1 protein-coding gene is annotated in these 250 nt (G+C 40.0%); it reads right to left on the reverse strand.

Annotated features, from left to right (window positions below):
* Positions 1-143 (reverse strand): VOC family protein (locus R0J92_RS25195; RefSeq protein ID WP_411053697.1); only part of this gene is annotated, 143 nt, incomplete at its 3' end.
* Positions 144-250: the final 107 nt, after the last annotated feature.

The following is a 250-nucleotide window of genomic DNA, read 5'->3' on the forward strand; positions in this document are numbered from 1 at the left end:
CGAAGGAGAAAAGGCGGACCTTCTAAGCCATGCATGAAGCATTGTTCCATTCCTAAAACTTGCTCATACCAAGCAACAGATTTTTCAGGGTCAGTCACGGTTAAAGCAACATGGTCAATGTAATTAAGATTAATTCCAGACATTAAAATGTTCCTTCCTTATTGATAATGATGGCGTAATAAATTACGAAACGCGATCGTCATCGCATCTTCGCTAACATGAAATTCTGCTCTCGGCTCTAAGGGACTAT

The organism is Tritonibacter sp. SIMBA_163 (assembly GCF_046535935.1).
In the GTDB taxonomy this organism is placed as follows: Bacteria; Pseudomonadota; Alphaproteobacteria; order Rhodobacterales; family Rhodobacteraceae; genus Epibacterium; species Epibacterium scottomollicae.